Consider the following 20571-nt stretch of genomic DNA (forward strand, 5'->3'; position numbering starts at 1 on the left):
TGTCCTACGGCCTCGCCGCGAGGGCAAGGGCGGAGCGGAACCGCGCCGCCAGCTTGGCCGTTGTCCGGCACCCCTCCCCGGCCCCTCCCATGAGCCTCTGGCAGCCCAACCTCACCTTCATCACCGACCATCTGGCGGTGGGCGGCAGCTTCCCGCCCGAGCGCGCCGCGCATCTTGCCGACGCGCTCGCGATCCGTGCCGTGGTCGACCTGCGGGACGAGGCCTGCGACGATCCGGAGCTCCTGCGGGGGCAAGGCCTCGCCTTCCTCCACCTGCCGACCCGCGACCACCACGCGGTGTCGCAAGCCATGCTCGACGAGGGCGCAGCTTTCGCGGGCCGCCACCTGGAGCGGGGCGAGCGGGTGCTGATCCATTGCGAGCACGGCATCGGCCGCTCCGCCACCCTCGCGCTGTGCGTGCTGGTAGGGCGGGGCCACGACCCGCTCGAAGCCATCGGCCTCGCCAAGGACCGCCGCGCCCTCGTCTCCCCGAGCCCCGCGCAATACGAGGCCTGGGCCGAGTGGCTGCGACGCCATGGGCTGCCGCCCGCGCCCCCCTTCGACGCCTTCGCGGCCATTGCCTATCGCCACCTGCGGACGGCCTGATGCTGGTCTATGGCGATCCCGTCCGCGTCGCGGCGCCCCGGGCGATGCTGGCGCGGATCGCAGAGGCGTGGCGGGAGGCCGCCGCCATGCCCGCCGGCATCGCCCGCCATTCCCGGCTCGCCACCGCGCTCATCGAGGCGGGGGAGCTGGCGCAGGCGCTCGCCGACCTCGCCTTCGAGGCCCGAGGCCGGATCGACGACCTATACCCCGGCGACGCCGCGCGGATGCGGCTGTGCCTGTCGCTCGCCCGCGCGCTCCAGGCCTCCTGGGACAGCGGTTTCGCGCTCTGCACGGAGCCGGACGAGGCCGCGATCGAGGCCTGCCGGGAAGGGACCCTGCCCGCGAGCGTGCGGGTGAAGGTGCCCGAGGGCTATGCCTTCTACGCGCTCTATCCGGAGGCGGTGATCGCCGCCGCCCGCACGCTGAGCGGCGGGGGCGCGGTGCGGGTGATCGGCATCCGCAGCATCGGGACGGGACTCGCCGCGCTCGCCGCCGCGGCGCTCGGCGATCCCGCGCCCGTGACCCTGCGCCCCACCGGCCACCCGTTCCGCCGCGAGGTGCGCCTGTCCGAGCGGATGGCGGCGCATCTCCTGGAGGGCGTCACGGGCGCCGTCGTGGTGGACGAGGGGCCGGGCTTGTCGGGCTCGTCCTTCGGCGCCGTGGCCGACGCGCTCGAAGCTGTGGGCATGCCGCGCGAGCGCATCGCCTTCCTGCCGAGCCATTCCGGCGATCTCGGCGGCGAGGCGAGCGAGGCGCACCGGACGCGCTGGGCGGCGGCGCGGCGTCCCGTGGTGGACATGGACGCCCTGATCCTCACAGCCGACGATCCCGCTCATCGCCTGGAGACCTGGGCGGCGGAGCTCGCAGGTCCGCCGCTCGCGCCCCTGGAGGACATCTCGGGCGGGGCCTGGCGGGCCCGGGTGCTCGGGCCCGACGAGAGCGGCTGGCCCGCCTCCCTCGCCTATCAGGAGCGGCGCAAGTTCCTGATGCGCACGGAGCAAGGCCTGGTCCTCATCAAGTTCATGGGGCTCGGCCCCGAGGGCGAGCGCAAGGCCGGGCGCGCGGCGGCGCTCTCGGAGGCCGGCTTCATCCCGCCCGTCCTCGGCCTCCGGCACGGTTTCCTCGTGCAGCGCTGGCTCGACGGCGTCCGCCCCCTCGCCTCTGAGACAACCGACCGCGCCGCCCTCGTCGGCCATCTGGCGCGCTATCTCGCCTTCCGGGCGCGCCGCTTCCCGGCCCCGGCCGAAGCCGGCGCCTCGGGCGAGACGCTCGTCGAGATGACCCGCCGCAACACGAGCCTCGCCCTCGGCGAGGCGGCAGGTGACGCGGCGACCCGCGCCGCCGCCGCCCTCCCCGCGCTCGACGCAGGGCTGCGCCGCATCGAGACCGACGGACGCATGCAGGCGCACGAATGGCTTGTGGGGCCCGGCGGGCGCCTCTGGAAGGCGGATGCGGTCGATCACCACGCGGCTCACGACCTCGTGGGCTGCCAGGACCTCGCCTGGGACGTGACGGGAGCAATCGTGGAGCTGGGGCTCACCCCCACCGAGGGGGAGGCCCTGTGCGCCGCGATCGAGGCCGACGGGGATCTCGCCGTCAGCCTCGACCGGCTGCGGGCCTTGCGCCCGGCCTACCTCGCCTTCCATCTCGGGCGCGCGCGGATGGGGGCGGAGGCGCTTGCGGGCTGGCCCGAGGAGGCCCGGCGCCTCGCCCGGGAGGCCGAGCGCTACGAGCACGCCTTGCGGGCGCTTCTCGCCGGCAACGCGCCTTGATCCCATGCCGCGTTGCATCCCGCCGCGGCCCGTGCTTCTCCAGATCCTCAAGGCCGCTGGTCCAGGAGCATTCGCGTGACGGACAACATCGAGACGGACGTAGTGATCGTCGGCGCGGGGCCGGTGGGCCTCTTCGCCGTGTTCGAGCTGGGGCTCCTCGACATCAAGGCCCACCTCATCGACATCTTGTCGAAGCCCGGCGGGCAATGCGCCGAGCTCTATCCCGAGAAGCCGATCTACGACATCCCGGGCTTCCCGACGATCACGGGCCAGGGCCTCATCGACAACCTCATGGAGCAGATCCGGCCCTTCCACCCGACCTTCCACCACGGCGAGATGGTGGCCTCGGTGGAGGTGCTGGGCACGCCCGAGGCGCCCTCCTTCCGCCTCGCCACGGACGCCGGCACGGTGTTCACGACGAAGGCCATCGTGATCGCGGCGGGGGGCGGCTCGTTCCAGCCCAAGAAGCCGCCCATCGAGAACATCGAGGCCTACGAGGGCACGGGCGTGTTCTACGCCGTGCGCCGCATGGAGGCGTTCCGGGACAAGCGGGTCCTCATCGTCGGCGGCGGCGATTCCGCCCTCGACTGGACCGTGAACCTCCAGCCTCTCGCCCGGCGCCTCACCCTGCTCCACCGCCGCGACGCGTTCCGGGCCGCGCCCGATACGGTGAACAAGATGCGTGCGCACGTGGCGGCGGGCGAGATGGACCTCGCGATCGGGCAGGTCGTTTCTCTCAAGGGCGAGGCGCCCGTGCTGGAGGCGGCGGTGGTTCGCCGGGACGACGGCTCGACCGTCGAGATCCCATGCGACGTGCTGCTGCCCTTCTTCGGGCTCACCATGAAGCTCGGCCCCATCGCCGAGTGGGGCCTGAACCTCAACGAGAACCTCGTGCCCGTCGACACGGAGCGCTTCGAGACCTCCGTGCCCGGCATCTTCGCCATCGGCGACATCAACCATTATCCGGGCAAGCTGAAGCTCATCCTGTCGGGCTTCCACGAGGGCGCGCTCGCGGCGCAGCGGGTCCACCGCTACGTCCACCCCGAGCGCAAGCTCACCTTCCAGTACACGACCTCGTCCACGAGCCTGCAGAAGAAGCTCGGCGTGGCGGGGTGAGACGTCGGCTCACTGCCGCAAGCAGAACGCCGTGATGCCCGCGCTGCTGGCCGGGCACAGCACCACCGCCTCGCCGGAATCGCGGCGGGTGAAGGTGGGCGGGCCGCCGCGCAGGCAATAGGCCGAGAGGATCGTCTCGCCCGCCTCGCACAGAGCCTCGCAATAGGGCTGGGCGCATCCCTCCGTGCGCACCACGCGCAGGTTGAGGGCCGCCGCGGGACCGGGCGGGCCGGCCGGCCCCGCAGGACCCGCCGGCCCCTGGGGACCGGGCGCGCCCGGGGCACCGTCGGCGCCGCGCTCGCCAGGGGGCCCGCGCTCGCCCTGAGGCCCACGCTCGCCCTGGGCTCCACGCTCGCCCGCGGGTCCTGCGTCGCCCTTGGGGCCAGGCTCACCCTGGAGGCCCGCCGGGCCGGGCGGGCCTGCATCGCCCTTGCGGCCGGCGGGGCCGATGGCGGCGCAATTGGCCACGATGATCTCGCGCGATTCCTCGCCCGCGCGCAGCACCGCCGTGCAGTCCTGGGGCAGGTAGGGCACGCGGAAGCGGAAGCGCCCCTGGGCGTCGCTGGTGGTGGCGATGTCGTCGTCGATGGTCACGGGGGCGTTTCGCGCCGAGACGCGGCCCGTGACGCGCAGCTCGCCCCCGGCGATCCGGGCCTCGTCGACGCGGATCTCGGCAGACGCCCCGCCTCCCGACAGCACGGCCGCCGCCAGCACGATGAAACCGATCCGACGCATGACCTCTCCCCAGCGCAAACGGGGCAGATGTGCCGCCCCGTCGCCTTGCGGTCAAGCCATGGCGGCGGCCAGGGCGCCGCGAACGAAAAAGCCGGCCTCCCGCGGGGGAGGCCGGCTCATCGAGATGCGTTCGTCCGTGAGGACGGGATCAGGCGTCGGTCTTCGCCTTGAGAACCTGGCGACCGCGATACATGCCGGTCTTCAGGTCGACGTGGTGGGGACGGCGGAGCTCGCCCGAGTCCTTGTCCTCGACATAGGTCGGCGCCTTGAGGGCGTCGGCGGAACGGCGCATGCCGCGCCGGCTGGGCGACGTCTTTCGCTTGGGAACGGCCATGATCAACTCCGGTCGATTGGGCGCGGCGCGTCCACTCGAAGTCGGGCCGCTCGCGATATCAGGAAGCGCGCGCTTATACAGACGAACCGCGGGTCTGGCTAGCCCCGTTCGCGGGAATCGCGCTCACAGGCAGCCGGTCACGGGGCCGGAGGCCGCGGCGCGGGCCATGACGCGGTCGGCGATGCGGCGGTGGCCCGCCGAGGGGCGGGCCGGATTACGCTGCTTGGGGTTCGGCAGCGCCGCGGCGAGAAGGGCCGCCTCGCGCCGGGAGAGGTCGCGGGCGCTCTTGCGGAAGTAGGCCTGCGCGGCGGCCTCGGCCCCGAAAATGCCCTCGCCCCATTCGGCGACGTTGAGATAGATCTCCATCATGCGCCGCTTCGACCAGACGAGGTCGATCCAGAGAGCGACGGGGATCTCCAGCCCCTTGCGGATGTAGGACCGCCCCGGCCACAGGAACAGGTTCTTGGCCGTCTGCATCGAGATCGTGGAGGCGCCGCGGCTCGGCCCCTCCTCGTCGTCGAGCACCTCCTGCAGGGCGTCCCAGTCGACCCCGCGATGGCGGCAGAAGCGGGCGTCCTCGGAGCTGATCACGGCTCGCGGCAGGTGCTCGCTGATCGCGCTCAGGGGCACCACCCTGCGGTCGACGGGAGCGAGCGTCGCCCAGCGCCCGAGCATCAGCGTCGAGGGCGGCGTGACCACGAGATAGAGCAGGCTCAACCCCACGAAGAGGCCCGCGAGCCCCAGCACGGCTCCCACGAGCCACCGCAGAACCCGTCCGATCATCCCGTCGCCCAGCCGCGCGCCATGCAGGTCCCTCCCCCGGGGGTCGTCGGGCCCCGCCCGCAGGCTGAAGCCTTGACCGGTTCGGCCGCGTCGGGCAAGCGAAAGGCCATGCATGCCCAAGCCGCATCCCCGCTCTCCACCGCCTTTCCGGACCGCCTCGGCGCGCTTGCGGCGCGGACGGAGGCGCTTCTCGAACGGCTCCTGTCGCAAGCTCCCCAGCCTGGCGAGATCGCCCGGCCCGCGCGGCTCCTCGAGGCCATGCGCCACGGGGCGCTCGGCGGCGGCAAGCGGCTGCGGCCCTTCCTCGCCGTCGAGGCCGCCCGCCTCCTCGGCCAGGAGGGCGACGGCCCCTTGCGGGCGGGCGCGGGCGTCGAGCTCCTGCATTGCTATTCCCTGGTCCACGACGACCTGCCCGCCATGGACGACGACGATCTGCGCCGGGGCCGGCCCACGGTGCACAAGGCCTATGACGAGGCGACCGCGATCCTGGCCGGCGACGCGCTCCAGACCCTCGCCTTCGAGGTGATGGCGGACCCCGAGACCGATCCCGACGGGGCGGTGCGGGCCGAGCTCGTGCTGGGGCTTGCCCGCGCGGCGGGCCTAGGGGGCATGGCGGGCGGGCAGATGCTCGATCTCGCGGCGGAGGGGCGCTACGGCCGGGTCGATCTCGACGAGGCGGGCATCCGCACGCTCCAGGCGATGAAGACGGGCGCGATCCTCGCCTTCGCCGTCGAGGCGGGCGCCATCATCGGACGGGCCGACGCGGCGGCGCGGGCGGCGCTCCTTGCCTACGGCCGGGGTCTCGGCGCCGCCTTCCAGATCGCCGACGACATCCTCGACCGGGAATCCACCACCGAGGCGCTCGGCAAGGCCGCCGGCAAGGACGCCGCCGCCGGCAAGGGCACCCTGGTCGACCGGCTCGGCCTGGAGGGCGCCAAGCGCGAGGCCGCCCGCCTGCTCGACGCCACCCTCGCGGCGCTGGACGGCTTCGGCCCCGAGGCCGAGACCTTGCGCGAGGCGGCGCGGTTCACGGTGGCCCGGTCGAGCTGATGGCGCCCGCCATCCGGGAGGCGACGCGAGAGGACATCGCCTTCATCATCGGGCTCGAGCGCGCTCCCGCGAACGCGCGCCTCATCGGCCGCTTCGAGGCCGAGCGCCACGCCGCGCTCCTGGACGAGCCCGACAGCCGCCACCTCCTCGGCGTGGACGGGGCCGGCGAGCCCTTCGGCTTCGCGATCCTGTGGGGCTTGTGCGACCCGAACGGCAACGTTCTTCTGAAGCGCACCGCCGTGGCGGGGCCGGGCGAGGGGCTCGGGCGCCCCTTCCTGGAGCGCGTGGTCGACTGGGTGTTCGCCCGGCCCGAGAGCCACCGGCTCTGGCTCACCGTGGCGCCCTACAATCCGCGGGCCCAGCGGGTCTACGCGACGCTCGGCTTCGTGGAGGAGGGCCGCCAGCGCGAGGCGCTGATCGTGCCGGAGGGCGGGCGCGTGGACGTCATCCAGATGTCGATCCTGCGCCCCGAATGGGCGGCGCGTCAGCGGACCCCGTAGAAATCCCGCAGCCGATCGCCGTAGGCTGGATCCAAGAAGGGATCCTCGCCGGCGCCGTGGCGCGGCGCGTTCTCGAGCTGGGTCGGGTCGATGTCGACGACGTAGCCCTCCAGGCGCGTATCGTAGACGAGCGCCTTCCAGGGGAGCGGGTGGTAGCTCTCGCCAAGGCCGAGGAACCCGCCGAAGGACATCACGGCGTAGGCGACCTGGCCCGTGACCTTGTCGACCATGAAGTTGTAGATCGTGCCGAGGGACTCGCCGGCCCGATTGTAGACCGGCGTGCCCTCCACCTTGTTCGAGGCGATGAGGCGCTTGGTCTCGTCGATGGCGACGCCGTCCCCGGTGGGGTCGAGCTGCATCGACCCGGGCTCGCGGATCGCGGTCTCGTTCGCGGAGGGCAGTTCGGTGGGCATGGGCAAACCTTGACGCTGTCCTGGCGGGTCAACGGCGCGGCGCTTGCCCCTGTTCCCCGCTGCGCTCCCTCAGCGCCCCGGCCGCTCGCCGGATGCCCAGGCGATGGCAAGCTCCAGGCGGTCGTTGCCCCAGAACATCTCGCCGTCGTCGGTGAGGAAGGTGGGGGCGCCGAACAGGCCCCGCGAGCGGGCCTCCTCCGTCACGGCCTTGAGCCGCGTCTTGTTGGGCTCGGCGCTGGCGGTCTTGAGGATCGCGTCGCCGTCGAGGCCGAGGCCCTTGAGGATGCCCGCCACGGCGGCGGGCTCGGCGATGGAGCGTCCCTCGCCGAACTCCTGGGCGTAGACCGCCTTGGTGAAGGTGGGGCCCCAGGGGTGCTCGGCGCCGAGAAGCGCCACGCGGGTCGCCACGAGGCTGTTTTGCGGGAAGGGATCGGGCCGCTTCACGGGCAGCCCGAAGCGCGCCCCCTCCCGCTCCATGTCCCGCCACATGTAGCGGCCCTTGACGGGAAAGAGGTTGAAAGGCGAGGAATTCCACCCTTGAGCCGCGAAGATGGGCCCGAGCAGGAACGGCCGCCAGCGCACCTCGACCCCCGCCGCCCCCGCGAGCTCCTCGATCCGCATGGCCGAGAGATAGGAATAGGTGGAGGCTAACTCGTACCAGAACTCGAGGACGGCGCGGCGGGCCATGGGGATGCCTTTCGTTCGCGTGAGGCCAGAGGATCGGGTGTGAACGGGCGATTTGCCAAGCCGGTTGCGTGCCCGGCACACATCTCTATAAAACGCGCAGCCCGGGGCTCCGGCCCCGCTCCCTCCCGCGAGATCCCTGCCGATGTCCCAGAAGCGCGTGAACAAGGTCGTCCTCGCCTATTCGGGCGGCCTCGACACCTCGATCATCCTCAAGTGGCTCCAGACCACCTATGGCTGCGAGGTCGTGACCTTCACCGCCGATCTCGGCCAGGGCGAGGAGCTGGAGCCCGCGCGCAAGAAAGCGCAGCTCCTCGGCATCAAGGACGAGAACATCTTCATCGAGGACCTGCGCGAAGAATTCGTCCGCGACTACGTGTTCCCGATGTTCCGGGCCAACGCCCAGTACGAGGGCCTCTATCTGCTCGGCACCTCCATCGCCCGCCCGCTCATCGCCAAGAAGCAGATCGAGATCGCCGAGCGGCTCGGCGCCGACGCCGTGTCCCACGGCGCCACGGGCAAGGGCAACGACCAGGTCCGCTTCGAGCTGTCCTATTATGCGCTCAAGCCCGACGTGACCGTGATCGCGCCCTGGCGCGAGTGGGATCTGCGCTCCCGCGAGCAGCTCATCGCCTTCGCCGAGCAGCACCAGATCCCCATCGCCAAGGACAAGCGGGGCGAGGCGCCCTTCTCCATCGACGCGAACCTCCTGCACTGCTCCTCGGAGGGCAAGGTGCTGGAGGATCCCGCCGCCGAGGTGCCCGACTACGTCTTCTCGCGCACCGTGTCGCCCGAGGAGGCGCCCGACCGGCCGACGACCATCACGATCGGCTTCGAGCGCGGCGACGCGGTGTCCATCGACGGCGAGGCGATGTCGCCCGCCACCATCCTGACCCGCCTCAACGCGCTCGGCCGCGAGAACGGCATCGGCCGCCTCGACCTCGTGGAGAACCGCTTCGTCGGCATGAAGTCGCGCGGCATGTACGAGACGCCCGGCGGCACGATCCTGCTGCTGGCGCACCGCGCCATCGAGTCGATCACGCTCGACCGGGGTGCGGCGCACCTCAAGGACGAGCTCATGCCGCGCTACGCCGAGCTCATCTATAACGGCTTCTGGTTCTCGCCTGAGCGCGAGCTCCTTCAGGGGCTCATCGACAAGAGCCAGGACTTCGTCACGGGCGAGGTGCGGCTCAAGCTCTACAAGGGCGCGGCCCACATCGTCGGCCGCACGAGCCCCTATTCCCTCTACGACCAGGACCTCGTCACCTTCGAGGAGGGCGCGGTCGCCTACGACCACCGCGACGCGGCGGGCTTCATCAAGCTCAACGCGCTCCGGCTGAGGACGCTCGCTCAGCGCAAGAGGAAGATGGGGCTGTAAGGCCCCGCATCGGCGGGGGGCGGCGCCAGCTCAATCCGTGAGCTGGCGCAGGTCCGTGCGCAGCGGATGGCCGGCCGGCAGCAGCCCGGGCCGCTTGAGCCCACCCAGGAAGGCGTCGGTGGCGAGCCACGCCTCCTGCTCCAGCGGGTTGCCCTGATAGCCCATCTGGCCGGCGTTCCCGACGAAGGCGTGGTTCTGGTAGTTCGCCCAGTACATCACGGCGTCCCCGGCCTTGCCGGTCGGGGGTTGGGGCAGGCCGTTGGCGACCGCCGCCTCGGCCTCTAGGTCCTGGCGCCGGTGATAGCCCTCGTGCACCACCGTGGCGACCTGGTTCAGGAAGTCCTTCGGGCCGGGCCGCTCGGGATTGCCGTTGAGGCGCATCTCGTTGGTGACGGGGTTGTAGTCGCCGCCCGCGCGGGTCGCCCAGAGCGCCTCCTCCTTGTTGCGCGGCTTCGTCACGAGGGTGAGCGTCGCGGGCTCGTAGCCGAAATGCCGGGCATGCATGGCGTGGATGTCCCTCAGGACGGTCTCCTGCTCCTTGGGCGACAGGCTGTCCCACCGGGCGTTCATCTGGCGGATGTCGTATGTCTGGCTGAACTCCTGGGTGAAGGCCGCCGTCTTCGCCTTCAGATCCGCCATGCGTTCCGCGCTTGGGCGCCACGTGCCGTAGAGGCGCGACAGGGCCTCCGTCGCCGCGGCCTCGGCCCGGCTGTCCACCGGGTTGCCGGTCTTCAGGTTGGTGCGCTGCGCCTCGATTTCCCCGGCGGCGACCCGGGTGAGCTCGGCACGGTCGGCCGGCGACAGCGCCTTGAGCTGGGCCTCCGACAGCGTCGCCACATACGCGCCCGCGGTGCGGCCGCCGAGGTCCACATTGGCGCCCGCGACCCGTCCGTCGGCGCCGACCACTTGGCCGGTCCCGTGGGCCCGGGTCACGGCTTGGTCGGACGAGGCCTGCGCCACGAGCGGGGCGGAGCGGATGGTTTCCGCCGGCTGGGCAATCGCGGGCTGCGTCCCGGTGCCCTGAAGCGAGAAGCCGGCGGGCGGACCGGACGGGAGGGTGACGGCGTGAGGGCCCTGGGTGATGGCGGCAATCGTCATCAGAGCAAGCTCTCTTCTGCGTATGACTTATAAGCTATGCAATTAGCTCAGAGTCACCGCCTGATCAATACGTCTGGCTCTCCGGACGGGGTGCGACCACCAGCCCAGCGAACCAGTGGCCCGCTGCCAGGATTAGGTTGCCGCCCGGCCCGTTCCGGCCGACGGAGACGGCTTCGATGCTCTGGTCCTTTCCCATCGCGGTGATCGCCGGCACGGTCGTGCGGCTGCACGTGACGTTCCTGCTCTTCCTGGTCTGGATCGGGGCCGCGCAATGGCGGGCGGGCGGGCAGCAGGCGGCGCTGGAGGGCGTGCTCTACATCGTGCTCATCTTCGCCTGCGTGCTGGCCCACGAGTTCGGGCACATCTTCGCGGCGCGGCGCTACGGCATCCGCACCCCCGAGGTCACGCTCTCGCCCATCGGGGGCGTGGCGAGCCTGGAGCGGATCCCGGAGAAGCCCCGGGAGGAGCTCGTGGTGGCGCTCGCGGGGCCCGCCGTGAACGTGGTGATCGCGCTCGCGCTCTTCCTGGTGCTCGGGGCCGCCATCGACACCGGCCGCATGACGCAGATCGAGAACCCCGGGGTCGGCCTTCTCGTGCGGCTTGCGGGCGCGAACGTGTTCCTCGTCCTGTTCAACCTCATCCCCGCCTTTCCCATGGACGGGGGCCGGGTCCTGCGGGCGGTCCTCGCCATGCGCATGCCGCACGCGCGGGCGACCCGGATCGCGGCGCGCATCGGCCAGGGCGCGGCGTTCCTCTTCGCGCTCGCGGGACTGTTCATCAACCCGTTCCTCATCGTGATCGGGCTCTTCATCTATCTTGCGGCGAGCGCCGAGGCGCAGCACGTCGCGACGCGGGACGTCGCCCGCGAGGTGCCCGTGTGCGAGGGCATGGTGACCATCGTCGAGACGCTCGCCCCCACGGCCACCCTCGACGACGCCGTGACCTGCCTCATCCGCTCCTCGCAGAAGGAGTTCCCCGTGGTGGACGGCGCCGGCCGCCCGCGCGGCCTCGTCACCCGCGACCGGCTCATCCCGGCTTTGCGCGACGGCGGTCCCGCGACCCCGGTTCTCGACGTGATGACCCGGGAGGTGCCCACCATCGGCTCGCGCGAGCCCCTGGAGCGGGGGCTGGCCCTCCTCAATTCGAGCCGCGCGCCCGCCCTCTTCGTGCTGAACGAGGGCGGCCAGCTCGTGGGCCTCGTGACCCCGGAGAACATCGGCGAGCTCATGATGGTGCGCGCGGTGCGGCCCGACTGGCCCATCCGCGACCCGCGACCGCGGGATGCCTGAGAGGCTGGCTCACCAGGCGGGCAGCCCTCCAACCTGTCTCCCGCCTTCACGGGGCAGGCTCCAAGGTGCGACCCCGGACGTGATCCGGGGGAGCCTCGAGGGGCGCTCCAGGGGTCTCCCGACGGCTGTGGCAAGGTGCTGCATGCTTCGAGGGCGGGCTCCGCGGGTCACCTCAGCACGAGGGGGAGGGTGAGACCGCCGGTCGGAGCCAGACCGTGAGCCGCAGGGGCGTGAAAGCCATTGAAGTCCGGCCCGGACGGGGCCACCTTGCGCTTTCATGCGCCGGACCCTCATCATCCTCCTTGCGGCTCTGCTCGCGGTCGCGGCGGCGAGCGTCGGGGTCTATCATTGGGCGACCTTGCCCACCACGCTTCGCATCGCCGTCGGGCCGGTGGGAAGCGAGGACACCCGCCTCGTCGTGGCGGCCGCCCAGTACTTGGCCCGGGAACGCGCCGCCACACGCCTCAAGATCGTGCTCACGGAGGGCCTCGGCGCGAGCGCATCCGCCGTGGACGACGGGCGGGCCGATCTCGCGGTGGTGCGCAGCGACGTCGCCATGCCGGCCCGGGGCCAGACGGTGGCGGTCCTGCACCGCAACCCTGCCCTCCTCATCACCCGCGAGGGATCGAGCCTGACCCGGGTGTCGGACCTGCGCGACCGGCGCATCGCCACGACCCGGAGCAACCCCGCCAACGAACGCCTCCTCCAAGCGATCCTCGATCATTACGAGATCCCGCGCGACGCGGTCGCCCTCGTGCCCTTGGGCTCGTCCCAGGAAGCGGCCGAGGCCCTGCGGGACGGGCGCGTCGACGCGATCTTCGCCGTGGGCGCCCTCACCGGGCGCTTGCTCAACGAGGTCGTGAGCGCCGTGAGCCGCGCCACGGGTACGCCGCCAGCCTTCGTGCCGCTTCCCGAGGCCGAGGCCATCGCCCAGCGCTCGCCGGCCTACGAGAGCTTCGAGGTGGTGCGGGGCGCCTTCGGCGGCACGCCGCCCCGGCCGGCGGAGGGCTTCATGACGGTGTCGGTCGCCCATCTCCTCGTGGCCCATACGGAGACGAGCGACGCCGACGTCTCGGAATTCACCCGGCTCCTCTTCGTGATGCGCCCCGTCCTGTCGGGCGAGGTGCCGCTCGCCAACCGGATCGAGGAGCCCGACACCTCCAAGGGCTCGTCGCTCCCGGTCCACCCCGGCGCGGCGGGCTATTACGACGGCGAGACGCTCTCCTTCATGGAGCGCTACGGGGACTGGTTCTATCTCGTGGTGATGCTCGCGGGCCTCGGCGGCTCGGCCATCGCGGGGCTGTTCGGCACGGCGGCGAACCGCACCCGCTCGCGCACCATGAACCTCCTCAAGGACCTGCTCGCCATCGTGCACGACGCCCGCGAGGCGCAGAGCGAGGCGGCCCTCGACGGGCTCGACCGGGCCGCCGACGAGATCCTCGTCCAGGCCCTGACCCGTGCCGGCGAGGGCGTCCTCGACGAGACGAGCCTCGTCGCCTTCCAGCTCGGCCTCGACCAGGCCCGCCGCGCCATCGCCGAGCGCCGCCACTGGCTGGAGGAGCACGGGACGCCCCTGGTGCGGGCGGCGGAGTAGCGCGTCCCGCCTCTCCCCGCAGGCGGGGAGATGAGATGCGTGGCCGGGGCGGCCCGATCCGGGAAATACGTGCTTTCGCCCTATTGCGGCCCCCGTTCACTGCCTATATTGCAGCGCAATAGAGATCCCGAGAGCCCGGCTTTCCGACGTCCCGCCCCTCCCGGGCGGAGGCGGCGCGCCGGGCCGTTCGATTCGAGACCCCCATGCGCCTGCGCAACATCGCCATCATCGCCCACGTCGACCACGGCAAGACCACGCTCGTCGACAAGCTCCTGCAGCAGTCCGGCTCGTTCCGCGAGAACCAGCGGGTCGAGGAGCGGGCCATGGACTCGAACGACCTCGAGAAGGAGCGCGGGATCACGATCCTGGCCAAGGCCACCTCGGTGGTCTGGAAGGACACCCGCATCAACATCGTCGACACCCCCGGCCACGCCGATTTCGGCGGCGAGGTGGAGCGCATCCTCTCCATGGTCGACGGCGTGATCGTGCTGGTCGACGCGGCCGAGGGGCCGATGCCGCAGACGAAGTTCGTGGTCTCCAAGGCGCTGAAGATCGGGCTGCGCCCCATCGTGGCCGTCAACAAGGTCGACCGGCCGGACGCCCGCGCGGGCGAGGTCATCAACGAGGTGTTCGACCTCTTCGCGGCGCTCGACGCCACCGACGAGCAGCTCGACTTCCCCATCCTCTACGGCTCGGGCCGCAACGGCTGGATGGCGACCTCGCCCGAGGGCCCCAAGGACCAGGGCCTCGCGCCGCTCTTCGACCTCGTCCTGGAACACGTGCCCCCGGCCGCGACCGACGACGGCCCGTTCCGCATGCTCGGCACCCTGCTCGAGTCGAACCCCTTCCTCGGCCGCATCATCACGGGCCGCATCGCGGCGGGCTCGGTGAAGCCGAACCAGACCATCAAGGTGCTGGACCGCGAGGGCAACCTCGTCGAGACCGGCCGGGTGTCGAAGATCCTCGCCTTCCGCGGCCTGGAGCGCCAGCCGATCGAGATCGGCGAGGCGGGCGACATCGTCTCCATCGCGGGACTCGTGAAGGGCTCGGTCGCCGACACGTTCTGCGATCCCTCGAACGACACCCCGATCCAGGCCCAGCCGATCGATCCCCCGACCGTGACGATGTCCTTCATCGTCAACGACAGCCCGCTCGCGGGCACCGAGGGCGACAAGGTCACGAGCCGCATGATCCGCGACCGCCTGTTCAAGGAGGCCGAGGGCAACGTCACGCTCAAGATCGAGGAGTCGGGCGACAAGGACTCGTTCTTCGTCTCCGGCCGCGGCGAGCTCCAGCTCGCGATCCTGATCGAGACCATGCGCCGCGAGGGCTTCGAGCTCGGCGTGTCGCGCCCCCGGGTCGTGATGCAGAAGGGCGAGGACGGCTCGCTCCTCGAGCCCATCGAGGAGGTAGTCGTCGACGTCGACGAGGAGCATTCGGGCATCGTGGTGCAGAAGATGTCGGAGCGCCGCGCCGACATGATCGAGATGCGCCCGTCCGGCGGCAACCGCCAGCGCCTCGTCTTCCACGCCCCCACCCGCGGCCTCATCGGCTACCAGTCGGAGCTCCTCACCGACACCCGCGGCACGGCGATCATGAACCGCCTTTTCAAGGCCTACGAGCCCTACAAGGGCGAGATCCCGGGCCGGAACAACGGCGTGCTCATCGCCAACGAGCCCGGCGAGGCGGTGGCCTATGCCCTGTGGAACCTCGAGGATCGCGGGCCGATGGTGATCGAGCCCGGCTGGAAGGTCTACCAGGGCATGATCGTGGGCATCCACACCCGCGACAACGACCTCGAGGTGAACGTCCTCAAGGGCAAGAAGCTCACCAACATCCGCACCACGTCGAAGGACGAGGCCGTGCGCCTCACGCCCCCGATCCGGATGACCCTGGAGAAGGCGCTCGCCTGGATCCAGGACGACGAGCTCGTCGAAGTGACGCCGAAGTCGATCCGCCTCCGCAAGGCGATCCTCGACCCGAACGACCGCAAGCGCGCCGAGAAGCAGCGCGAGGCGCTGAGCGCGTAAAGAGGCATCGAGCCTTCATGACAAAACCCCGCGGAGCCGGCGCTCCGCGGGGTTTTGTTCATTCTAGGGCTGCCGACCGAAACTCCCACCCCCTCATGCTGAGGAGGCCTGCGGGGCAGGCCGTCTCGAAGCACGCACCACGCTCGTGAGCCGGAGGGAGATCCTTGGAGCGTCCTTCGAGGCCCACCTGCGGTGGGCGCCTCAGGACGAGGGGCAGAATGGGGTGACCGACGGCGGGGAGCCCCGCCCCTCACTCCACCAGCAGCGCCGCCCGGGTCACGCGGTCGGGCCCGAAATCCTCCTCGTCCTCAATGGAGAGGAGCTCGGCCAGGCGCTTCCGGGCGCGGTTGACGCGGCTCTTGATGGTGCCGACCGCAACCTCGCAGATCTGCGCCGCCTCCTCATAGGAGAGCCCTTCGGCGCCCACGAGCAGCAGCGCCTCGCGCTGGTCCGGGGGCAGCTTCTCCAGCGCCTCGCGCATCTCGAGAAGCGCGAGGTGGCCGGGCTGGGCGGGGATGGAGCGTAGCTTGCCGGCATGCGCCTCGTCCGGGTCCTCCACCTCGCGGCGCTGCTTGCGCCACACGGTGTGGAACTGGTTGCGCAGGATCGTGAACAGCCAGGCGTTGAGGTTCGTGCCGCGCTCGAAGCGGTCGATGTTCTTCCAGGCTTTCAGGATCGTCTCCTGGACGAGGTCGTCGGCCTGATCGACGTTGTTGGTGAGCGAGATCGCGAAGGCGCGCAGGCTCGGCAGGGCGCCGAGCATCTCGTCGCGCAAGGCCGGCTCGATCACCCGCTCGCGCGGCTCCGCCTCCTCGAGGCGGCGCATAAGGTCGAGGAAGCGCTGGGGCAGAGGCGCCTCGCCGAACGAGGCGTAGACGGTCCGCAGTTCCTGGCCGAGACGGGCCTGGATGTCGGGGGTCAGACGGGGGGTTTCGGAGGACGAGAAGGCGCGCGGGTCGGACACGTGATCACCGGGCTGAGGGAAACTGAGCCGACAACGCGGATGGGCGGGCTTCGTTCCCACCGCGGGAACCATGGCCCGCGGTAAACGTTTGCACCGCCCGCACCCCCGGAATCCACAGCGCCGAACGGCGCGATCGGGCTGGACAGGGCGGCCCCATCCTCCTCTCATGAGCCCCGCCGGGCGGCACCGCCGCCTGGAGCGCGCCGCCCGCCATCCCGGTCCGGCCAGGCGGCGCCGACGATCCGGGCCGGGGAGGAAACGCATGACCGGACGCACAAGACGGGCGCTTGCCCGCACGATCTCGGCCCTCGCCCTCGTGGCGGGCCTGGCGCCGCAGGCGGAGGCCAAGCCCGCGAAGCCGGACTTCATCGACGGCGAGGTGCTGGTGCGCCCGCACGGCGAGACCGACGACCTTCTCACGGCGGGGCTCGGCTGGGAGGGCATCGCGGGCCAGCCGCCCGCGTTGGACGCCGCCCCCAATGTCGAGCAGCTGCGCCGCCGGGCGATCCACGCCAACATGCGCGGCCTCATCAGCGTGCTGCCGGCCCAGGGCTACGGCACGCTCTACGGCTCCGGGCCACGCATCCCGGGCGTCGAGTACCTCGCCTATCTGCGGGGCGGGCCTTCGGGCCCCGCCGCGACGCTGATGGTGCAGATCCCGCAAGGGTTCGACCGGGCGAACCCGTGCATCGTGACGGCGCCCTCCTCGGGCTCACGGGGGATCTACGGCGCGATCTCGGTGGCGGAGGTGCCCTTGAAGCGGGGCTGCGCGGTCGCCTACACGGACAAGGGCACCGGCATCGGCTACCACGATCTTGCGACCGGCACGGCCTACGACATCGAGGGCCGGCCGATCCCGGCCGACGGCCCGGCGCAGTTCCGGGCGCCCGCCGGCCCGGCGCTGGACGCCTTCAATGCAGGCCATCCCAACCGCGTCGCGGTCAAGCACGCCCATCGCGGCGACAACCCGGAGCGGGACTGGGGGCAGCACGTTCTGCGCTCCATCGAGTTCGCGCTCTACGCCCTCAACGACCATTTCGACGGCCAGCCCGGGATCGGGACCTTCAACCCAGGCAATGTGACGGTGGTCGCGGTCGGCGTCTCGAACGGCGGGGGCGCGGCGCTGCTGGCGGCGGAGGCGGACCGGACCGGGCTCATCGACGGCATCGTGGTGAGCGAGCCGCAGATCCAGCCCGCCCCGCGCACCGACCTCACGATCCTCGAGCGCGGCGAGCCCCAGGTTCACGGCCGGGGCCTCTACGAGGTGTTCGCGGCGATGAACCTCTACGCCGATTGCGCCTCCGGCACCGCGGCGCCCAACGTCCTGCGCTGCGCGGCGCTCAAGGAGCGCCGGCTCCTCACCGCCGAGACGCCGCCTGAGCAGAACGTGGAGGCCAAGGGCATCATCCACCGCCTCGGCCTCCTGCCCGACGCCGACCCGCTCATGGCCTGGCACTCCGGCACCGCCCATCTGTGGCGCGTGCTCACGCCCACCTACGCCTATGCCTATGCCAAGGCGTCCGCAGCGGACCATCTGTGCCGCACGAGCTTCGGTGCGGCGGGGCCCGAGGGCGTGACGCCCTGGAGCGAGGCGGCCCGCGCGGGCGCCTTCGCGACGGGGAACGGGCTTGCGGGCAGCGCGGGCCTCACCGTGCTCAACGACGCCGGAGGCCAGACCACCAACGATCTAGCCCCCGCAGCGTCGATCGAGGGCGAGCTCAGGCGGGTCGACGCCGCGATCTGCCTGCGCGACCTCATGGGTCAGGAGGCGCTTCGGGCAGGGCTCGCCGAGGTGCGCGCGACCGGCGACCTGCGCGGGCGCCCGGCGCTGATCCTGCACGGGCGCAAGGACGGTCTCGTGGCGCCCAACCACTCCTCGCGGGCCTATCTCGGCCTCAACCGGCTCGTGGAGGGGCAGCGGAGCGGGGTGCGCTATGTCGAGGTGGTGAACGGCAACCATTTCGACGCGGTCGCCGGCGCGCCGGGCTTCCCGCCCCTCGTGGCGCTGCACGGCTACGTCAACCAGGGGATCGCGGCGATGCTCGACCATCTCGGCAAGGGGAAGGCACCGCTGCCCGAAAGCCAGGTCTTCGCCGCGACCGCGGTGACCTGCCCCATCCCGGTGCAGCCCGCGGCCGCCGACCGGATCACGTGGGAGGACACCACCCTCGCCATCCCGGCCGGCAGCCCGCCGGCGTGCCCCTGACCTGAAACGGAACGGCGCCCCTGATGGGGGCGCCGCTTCGGGTCACAAAGGTCAAGCTGAGCCGCTGCCGCGGCAGAGTCTTGCGCTGGATCCCGGATCTGCGTTCCGCTGGCGCGGGACTTGTCCGGGAAAGGGGCGGAGGATGGAAGTAAGGGGCTCCAGAGCCTCCAAGGCCACTTTCCCGGACAAGCGCAGCCGAAGGCGAGCGCCGATCCGGGATCCAGCGCAACATGACGCGCCGAAGGCGCTCCTCATGCCGTCAGGCAGGTTCGCTCAGCCCTGCGAGGGACCCCGGTAGGCGTCCTGGGGCTGCGTGGACTCGCCGCGCGTGTCGCGGCGGGACTGGCGGCGGGAGCGCTTCATGATGGCGATGGAGGCGCGCAGCATGCGCTCGACCTGGTCGATGTCGATGTCCTGGGGGGACTCGGAGACGTTCTGTTGCATCACGCATCTCGCATTGAACGGGGAGCTCTCCCGGGAAAGCTCCTGACTTGACGGCAGAGCAAACCATCAATCGGGCCAGAATGTGACGCAGCGTGAGTCGTGGGACTTGCGCGCGGCTGCCGGACCGGCTCTGGTGGCCATAACGAAGCTGGACCGAAAAATGATCCTTGAAATCGCACAAATAGATGTGAAGCCCGGCCTGGAGGCCGAGTTCGAGGCGGGCGTCGCCAAAGCCGCGCCCTTGTTTCGCAGGGCCAAGGGCTGCGCCGGCATGGAGCTGCAGCGCTCCATCGAGCGCCCCAGCCGCTACCGTCTATTCGTCCGCTGGGAGACCTTGGAGAACCACACGGTGGATTTCCGCGGCTCGGAGGACTTCCAGGCCTGGCGCGGCCTCGTCGGGCACTGCTTCGAGCGCCCGCCGGAGGTGGAGCACACGCAGGTGGCGCTCACGGGTTTCTGAAGCCCGCCTTGCCTTGACCGCGTGCGCGGGGCCGCCATGTTGGGGCCCATGAAGCGCCGCACCCTCGTGAAATATCTCGCCCTCCCCGCCCTCATGGCGGCATGGGCCGCCGGCTATGCCAGGGCGAGGCCCGGCGAGAACCCCTATTACCAGGGCCCCGTCTCCGACCATTTCGACGGGGTCCGCTTCTTCACCCCGGGCCAGCCGCAGGACAAGAGCGTCCTGGATCTCATGCGCTGGCAGCTCGGCGGCGGGCGGGAGAGCTGGCCCGACAGCTTTCCGAGCCCGTTCCGTGACAAGCCGCCCGCCCGGGTCGAGGGGCTGCGGGTGGTGCTCGTGGGGCATGCCAGCGTGCTGATCCAGGCGGCGGGTCTCAACATCCTCGTCGATCCCGTCTTCGCCGAGCGGGCGAGCCCCGTCTCCTTCGCGGGACCGAAGCGCGTGAACCCGCCGGGCATCGCCTTCGACGACCTGCCGCCGATCGACGCCGTGCTCGTCACGCACAACCACTACGACCACCTGGACACCGCCGCGATCGCACGCCTCTGGGAGCGCCACCGCCCCCGGATCGTGGCACCGCTCGGCAACGGCGCCATCATCAAGGCCGTCGACCCCGGCATCGAGGTGGTCACGGCGGACTGGGACGGGACGGTGGCCCTGTCCGAGGGGGTGAGCGTCCGACTCCTGCCCGCCAACCATTGGTCGGCGCGCTGGACGAGCGACCGGCGCATGGCCCTATGGTGCGCCTATCTCCTGACCACGCCCGCGGGCGCGATCTACCACGTGGGCGACACGGGCTACGGCGACGGGGCGATCTTCCGCGACGTGCGGGCCCGCTTCGGCCCGCCCCGCCTCGCCATCCTACCCATCGGCGCCTACGAGCCGCGCTGGTTCATGCGGCCCCAGCACATGAACCCGGAGGAGGCCGTGCGGGTGATGCAGGAGACCGGCGCCGAGCAGGCGCTTGGCCACCATTGGGGCACCTTCCGCCTCACCAACGAGGGCGTGGAAGCGCCCGCCCAGGCGCTCGCGGCCGCCCTCAAGGCGGCCGGAATAGCGCCCGAGCGCTTCCGGGCGCTCAGGCCCGGCGAGGTGTGGGAGCCGGTGCAGGCATGA

Annotated in this window: 20 protein-coding genes; 12 read left to right on the forward strand and 8 right to left on the reverse strand. The window is 71.4% G+C overall.

Annotation, left to right across the window (positions count from 1 at the left end; genetic code table 11):
* The first annotated feature begins 89 nt into the window (after positions 1 to 89).
* The 3 genes from F0L46_RS03875 (at position 90) to F0L46_RS03885 (ending at position 3493) form a co-directional block, all read left to right on the forward strand.
* Positions 90 to 605, forward strand: coding sequence for a protein-tyrosine phosphatase family protein (locus F0L46_RS03875; RefSeq protein WP_149815720.1), 516 nt, complete (start codon positions 90 to 92; stop codon positions 603 to 605).
* Positions 605 to 2377 (forward strand): hypothetical protein, encoded by a 1773-nt coding sequence (locus F0L46_RS03880; RefSeq protein WP_188311836.1) that lies wholly within the window; start codon positions 605 to 607, stop codon positions 2375 to 2377. The genes F0L46_RS03875 and F0L46_RS03880 overlap by 1 nt, the downstream gene beginning before the upstream one ends.
* Positions 2378 to 2452: 75 nt before the next feature.
* A complete protein-coding gene (locus tag F0L46_RS03885) occupies positions 2453 to 3493 on the forward strand; it encodes an NAD(P)/FAD-dependent oxidoreductase (RefSeq protein WP_149815721.1) in 1041 nt (346 codons plus the stop codon).
* Between the two features lie 9 nt (positions 3494 to 3502).
* On the opposite strand, the gene F0L46_RS27025 is transcribed toward F0L46_RS03885, so the two are convergent.
* The 3 genes from F0L46_RS27025 to mtgA all read right to left on the reverse strand — a co-directional run bounded on the left by F0L46_RS27025 (position 3503) and on the right by mtgA (position 5345).
* Positions 3503 to 4228 carry a collagen-like protein gene (locus F0L46_RS27025; protein WP_149815722.1) on the reverse strand — a complete coding sequence of 242 codons (726 nt, stop codon included), beginning with the start codon at positions 4226 to 4228 and terminating at the stop codon, positions 3503 to 3505.
* 148 nt (positions 4229 to 4376) lie between these two features.
* Positions 4377 to 4562, reverse strand: a complete 186-nt coding sequence (rpmF, locus tag F0L46_RS03895; protein ID WP_149815723.1) for a 50S ribosomal protein L32 — start codon at positions 4560 to 4562, stop codon at positions 4377 to 4379.
* Between the two features lie 123 nt (positions 4563 to 4685).
* A complete protein-coding gene (gene mtgA, locus F0L46_RS03900) occupies positions 4686 to 5345 on the reverse strand; it encodes a monofunctional biosynthetic peptidoglycan transglycosylase (RefSeq protein WP_240539854.1) in 660 nt (219 codons plus the stop codon).
* A gap of 108 nt (positions 5346 to 5453) precedes the next feature.
* Here mtgA and F0L46_RS03905 point away from each other — a divergent pair, with 108 nt between their 5' ends.
* Positions 5454 to 6395: a polyprenyl synthetase family protein gene (locus tag F0L46_RS03905; RefSeq protein WP_149815725.1), complete on the forward strand. Its 942-nt coding sequence runs from the start codon at positions 5454 to 5456 to the stop codon at positions 6393 to 6395.
* Positions 6395 to 6895, forward strand: coding sequence for a GNAT family N-acetyltransferase (locus tag F0L46_RS03910; protein WP_149815726.1), 501 nt, complete (start codon positions 6395 to 6397; stop codon positions 6893 to 6895). Before F0L46_RS03905 ends, F0L46_RS03910 begins: the two co-directional genes overlap by 1 nt.
* On the opposite strand, the gene F0L46_RS03915 is transcribed toward F0L46_RS03910, so the two are convergent.
* Together F0L46_RS03915 and F0L46_RS03920 are read right to left on the reverse strand one after the other, a co-directional pair.
* Complete coding sequence (locus F0L46_RS03915; protein WP_149815727.1) at positions 6880 to 7308, reverse strand: PRC-barrel domain-containing protein; 429 nt, start codon at positions 7306 to 7308, stop codon at positions 6880 to 6882. The genes F0L46_RS03910 and F0L46_RS03915 overlap by 16 nt on opposite strands.
* A 69-nt stretch (positions 7309 to 7377) precedes the next feature.
* Positions 7378 to 7995: a 2-hydroxychromene-2-carboxylate isomerase gene (locus F0L46_RS03920; protein WP_149815728.1), complete on the reverse strand. Its 618-nt coding sequence runs from the start codon at positions 7993 to 7995 to the stop codon at positions 7378 to 7380.
* 142 nt (positions 7996 to 8137) lie between these two features.
* On the opposite strand from F0L46_RS03920, the gene F0L46_RS03925 reads away from it, so the two are divergent.
* Positions 8138 to 9370, forward strand: coding sequence for an argininosuccinate synthase (locus F0L46_RS03925; protein ID WP_149815729.1), 1233 nt, complete (start codon positions 8138 to 8140; stop codon positions 9368 to 9370).
* Positions 9371 to 9400: 30 nt separating this feature from the next.
* Here F0L46_RS03925 and F0L46_RS03930 read toward each other — a convergent pair whose 3' ends face one another.
* Positions 9401 to 10468 (reverse strand): hypothetical protein, encoded by a 1068-nt coding sequence (locus F0L46_RS03930; protein WP_149815730.1) that lies wholly within the window; start codon positions 10466 to 10468, stop codon positions 9401 to 9403.
* Between the two features lie 176 nt (positions 10469 to 10644).
* Here F0L46_RS03930 and F0L46_RS03935 point away from each other — a divergent pair, with 176 nt between their 5' ends.
* The 3 genes from F0L46_RS03935 (at position 10645) to typA (ending at position 15381) form a co-directional block, all read left to right on the forward strand.
* Positions 10645 to 11757 (forward strand): site-2 protease family protein, encoded by a 1113-nt coding sequence (locus tag F0L46_RS03935; protein ID WP_149815731.1) that lies wholly within the window; start codon positions 10645 to 10647, stop codon positions 11755 to 11757.
* 277 nt (positions 11758 to 12034) lie between these two features.
* Positions 12035 to 13351, forward strand: a complete 1317-nt coding sequence (locus tag F0L46_RS03940) for a TAXI family TRAP transporter solute-binding subunit (protein ID WP_149815732.1) — start codon at positions 12035 to 12037, stop codon at positions 13349 to 13351.
* A 203-nt stretch (positions 13352 to 13554) separates the two neighbouring features.
* Positions 13555 to 15381, forward strand: coding sequence for a translational GTPase TypA (gene typA, locus F0L46_RS03945; RefSeq protein ID WP_149815733.1), 1827 nt, complete (start codon positions 13555 to 13557; stop codon positions 15379 to 15381).
* A gap of 250 nt (positions 15382 to 15631) precedes the next feature.
* Here the strand turns inward: typA and F0L46_RS03950 are convergent, their stop codons facing one another.
* On the reverse strand, positions 15632 to 16345 hold the full coding sequence (locus tag F0L46_RS03950; RefSeq protein WP_240539856.1) for a NepR family anti-sigma factor: 714 nt from the start codon (positions 16343 to 16345) through the stop codon (positions 15632 to 15634).
* Positions 16346 to 16607: 262 nt separating this feature from the next.
* Here F0L46_RS03950 and F0L46_RS03955 point away from each other — a divergent pair, with 262 nt between their 5' ends.
* On the forward strand, positions 16608 to 18551 hold the full coding sequence (locus F0L46_RS03955; protein WP_188311837.1) for a 3-hydroxybutyrate oligomer hydrolase family protein: 1944 nt from the start codon (positions 16608 to 16610) through the stop codon (positions 18549 to 18551).
* 273 nt (positions 18552 to 18824) lie between these two features.
* Here F0L46_RS03955 and F0L46_RS26010 read toward each other — a convergent pair whose 3' ends face one another.
* Positions 18825 to 18995 carry a hypothetical protein gene (locus F0L46_RS26010; RefSeq protein ID WP_188311838.1) on the reverse strand — a complete coding sequence of 57 codons (171 nt, stop codon included), beginning with the start codon at positions 18993 to 18995 and terminating at the stop codon, positions 18825 to 18827.
* A 160-nt stretch (positions 18996 to 19155) separates the two neighbouring features.
* Here F0L46_RS26010 and F0L46_RS03960 point away from each other — a divergent pair, with 160 nt between their 5' ends.
* Together F0L46_RS03960 and F0L46_RS03965 are read left to right on the forward strand one after the other, a co-directional pair.
* Positions 19156 to 19455 (forward strand): antibiotic biosynthesis monooxygenase family protein, encoded by a 300-nt coding sequence (locus F0L46_RS03960; RefSeq protein WP_149815736.1) that lies wholly within the window; start codon positions 19156 to 19158, stop codon positions 19453 to 19455.
* A 48-nt stretch (positions 19456 to 19503) separates the two neighbouring features.
* Complete coding sequence (locus F0L46_RS03965; protein ID WP_149815737.1) at positions 19504 to 20571, forward strand: MBL fold metallo-hydrolase; 1068 nt, start codon at positions 19504 to 19506, stop codon at positions 20569 to 20571.

It is taken from the genome of Salinarimonas soli (genome assembly GCF_008386575.1).
GTDB lineage: Bacteria > Pseudomonadota > Alphaproteobacteria > Rhizobiales > Beijerinckiaceae > Salinarimonas_A > Salinarimonas_A soli.